The following is a 2,830-nucleotide window of genomic DNA, read 5'->3' as shown; positions in this document are numbered from 1 at the left end:
CGCTGGTACTGGCCGCGCCCCTTGCGGCGGAAATAGACGGGCGAGCCGTGCAGCCGCAGCACCAGCGCCGCGCGCTCGACCGGGCCGTACGTCGCGCCGAAGTACTCGGCGGCCAGCGCCGTGTACGCGAACTCGTCGGCCGGCGCGCATTCCCACAGGAAGTCCAGATCGATCTGCTGCGCGGCCGTGTCGGCCTCCTGCATCAGTTCGCCCGCGGCCGGCTTGTCGAATTCGATCAGCACGTCTTTCGCGCGCACCTTCGCCCGCCGCCCGCCGGGCAACTCGACCTGAAATGCGTCGCCCTGGCGCGACAGCACGCTGCCCGCCTTGAAACTGCCCGATTCCTCGAAGAAAACGTTCACTCAGTACTCTCGTTCAGACTGCCGGGCGCCGCGTCAGCGGCGCCGCATGATGATGGGAATTCGATCGGCACGCGGCCGGTTTAAGACGTCTTTCCGTCGCAAAACGCGAGAACGTCGTCGACATAGTCGGCAAATTCGCTGATCCCGTGATCGCTGCCGTCGATCACGCGAGTTTTCGCGCGCGGGTAGTGGGCGAGCATCTCGCGGTAATCGAGCACTTCGTCGCCGGTCGCCGCGAACAGATAGTAGCGGTCGGCGCGCGTGATCGCCGGCACGCGCAGCGCGTCGAGTTCGTGCAGGTGACGGCGCTCGACGACAATCGTGCCGCCGCCGTGCCACAGCGACTGTTCGCCCAGATACTGTTCGAGATCGCGCTGCGGCACGATGGCCGGATTCAGCAGCACGGCCTTCCAGCCATGCTTTTCGGCGAGCCACGTCGCGTAATAACCGCCGAGCGAGCTGCCGATCACGGTGACGTCGCGTGCGCCCGCGACCTCGGCTTCCGCGACGGCGATCGCCTCGAGCGGCGATACCGACAGCGACGGGCACCGCCACTCGCCGGTGCGGCCGAGTTCGGCCATGCGCGCGGCGAGCAGTCGCGACTTCTGCGATTCCGGCGACGACCGGAAGCCGTGCAGATACAGGATCACGGGCGGCTCCCGAGCGCATCGAGCAGCTTCTGGTGCACGCCGCCGAAGCCGCCGTTGCTCATCACGAGCACGTGATCGCCCGGACGCGCGGCCTCGACCACCGCCTTCACCAGCAGATGCAGATCGTCGAAGGCGCGTGCGCGGTCGCCGAGCGGCGCGAGCGCTTCGGCGAGATTCCAGCCGAGCGCATCGCGCCCGGTCGGCGCGCCGTAGCCGAACACGAGATCGGCGTCGGCGAGGCTCGCCGGCAACTGCGACTTCATCACGCCGAGCTTCATCGTGTTCGAGCGCGGCTCGAGCACGGCGAGGATGCGGGCATTCTGGCGGCCGATGCGCGCACGAAGGCCGGCGATCGTGGTGTCGATCGCGGTCGGATGGTGCGCGAAGTCGTCATAGACGGTCACGCCGTCCACGCTGCCGCGCACTTCCATGCGGCGCTTCACGTTGCGGAACGAGGCGAGCGATTCGGCCGCCTGCGCCGGCGGCACGCCGACGTGGCGCGCGGCGGCGATCGCCGCGAGCGCGTTCATCCGGTTGTGGTCGCCCTGCACCTGCCATGCGACTTCGCCGACGCGCCCGGCGTGCGAATACACCGCGAAGCGTTCGTCGACCGGCACGCCGTCCTCGGCAGGCAGCGCCTGCCAGCCGCCGTCGACGCCGAAGCGTTCGACCTCGCTCCAGCAGCCGCGCGCCAGCACGCGCTCGAGCGCGTCCGAGCGGCCGTTCGTGACGATCCGCCCGACGCCGGGCACGGTGCGCACCAGATGATGGAATTGCGTTTCGATCGCGGCAAGATCGGGGAAGATGTCGGCGTGATCGAATTCGAGGTTGTTCAGGACTGCGGTGCGCGGCCGGTAGTGCACGAACTTCGAGCGCTTGTCGAAGAATGCCGTGTCGTACTCGTCGGCCTCGATCACGAAGAAGCTCGAATCGGTGAGCCGCGCGGACACGCCGAAGTTCAGCGGCACGCCACCGATCAGGAAGCCCGGATTGAGACCTGCGTCTTCCAGCAGCCACGCGAGCATCGACGACGTGGTCGTCTTGCCGTGCGTGCCCGCGACCGCGAGCACCCATTTGCCGGCCAGCACGTGCTCGCCGAGCCACTGCGGGCCCGACACGTAAGGCAGGCCGCGATCGAGAATCGCCTCCATCAGCGGATTGCCGCGCGTCACGACGTTGCCGATCACGAACAGGTCCGGCTTCAGGTCGACCTGCTCGGCGCCGTAGCCCTCGATCAGCGTGATGCCCTGCGCCTCGAGCTGCGTGCTCATCGGCGGATAGACGCCCGCGTCGCAACCCGTCACCGTGTGGCCCGCCTCGCGTGCGAGTACGGCGAGACCGCCCATGAAGGTGCCGCAGATGCCAAGAATGTGGATGTGCATAGAGGAATGCTTTCGCGCCGCCGGGCGCCGTCGATTCGGAAAGGATGCGTGTGTGTCGCGCCGGACGGGCCGTGCGGCCGGCGCCCGGCCCACGACTTTGCCGCGACACAAAGAACACTATTGTAACTGACGGCCTGCGATGCCCGGCGGCCCGAACGATGCGCGCGAACGGCGTCGGCACCCTCGGGCGGCGGGCCGCCGCACCCGTGCTCGGGCGCCGCGACGATCGAGTATGATTGCCGGATCATGTCTCGCAAACCTCTTGTCGACCCGCGGCGCGTCCGCGAGGAAATCGCCCAGTCCGCCGCCCGCCTGATCGCGGAGGACGGCCTGGACTACGCCGGCGCGAAACGCAAGGCCGCGCGCCAGTTGCTGGGCGATTCGCGCGTTGCCGGCGAATGGCTGCCGGATAACGACCAGATCGAGGAAGAACTGC

Annotated in this window: 2 protein-coding genes and 2 pseudogenes; 1 reads left to right on the top strand and 3 read right to left on the bottom strand. The window is 68.3% G+C overall.

Annotated features, from left to right (window positions below; all coding sequences use genetic code 11):
• The 3 genes and pseudogenes from JMF90_RS32025 to mpl all read right to left on the bottom strand — a co-directional run.
• A pseudogene (locus JMF90_RS32025) lies at positions 1-362 on the bottom strand (RNB domain-containing ribonuclease); the annotation flags it as partial.
• Positions 363-442: 80 nt separating this feature from the next.
• Positions 443-1,012 (bottom strand): YqiA/YcfP family alpha/beta fold hydrolase, encoded by a 570-nt coding sequence (locus tag JMF90_RS32020; RefSeq protein ID WP_011544536.1) that lies wholly within the window; start codon positions 1,010-1,012, stop codon positions 443-445.
• Complete coding sequence (gene mpl, locus JMF90_RS32015) at positions 1,009-2,487, bottom strand: UDP-N-acetylmuramate:L-alanyl-gamma-D-glutamyl-meso-diaminopimelate ligase (protein WP_229773051.1); 1,479 nt, start codon at positions 2,485-2,487, stop codon at positions 1,009-1,011. The genes JMF90_RS32020 and mpl overlap by 4 nt, the downstream gene beginning before the upstream one ends.
• Positions 2,488-2,640: 153 nt before the next feature.
• Between mpl and JMF90_RS32010 the strand changes: the two are divergent.
• A pseudogene (locus tag JMF90_RS32010) lies at positions 2,641-2,830 on the top strand (UDP-N-acetylmuramate--alanine ligase); the annotation flags it as partial.

This window comes from Burkholderia sp. E168m23 (assembly GCF_016586125.1).
Lineage (GTDB): Bacteria > Pseudomonadota > Gammaproteobacteria > Burkholderiales > Burkholderiaceae > Burkholderia > Burkholderia orbicola.
This window is presented reverse-complemented; position numbering and strand designations above follow the sequence as displayed.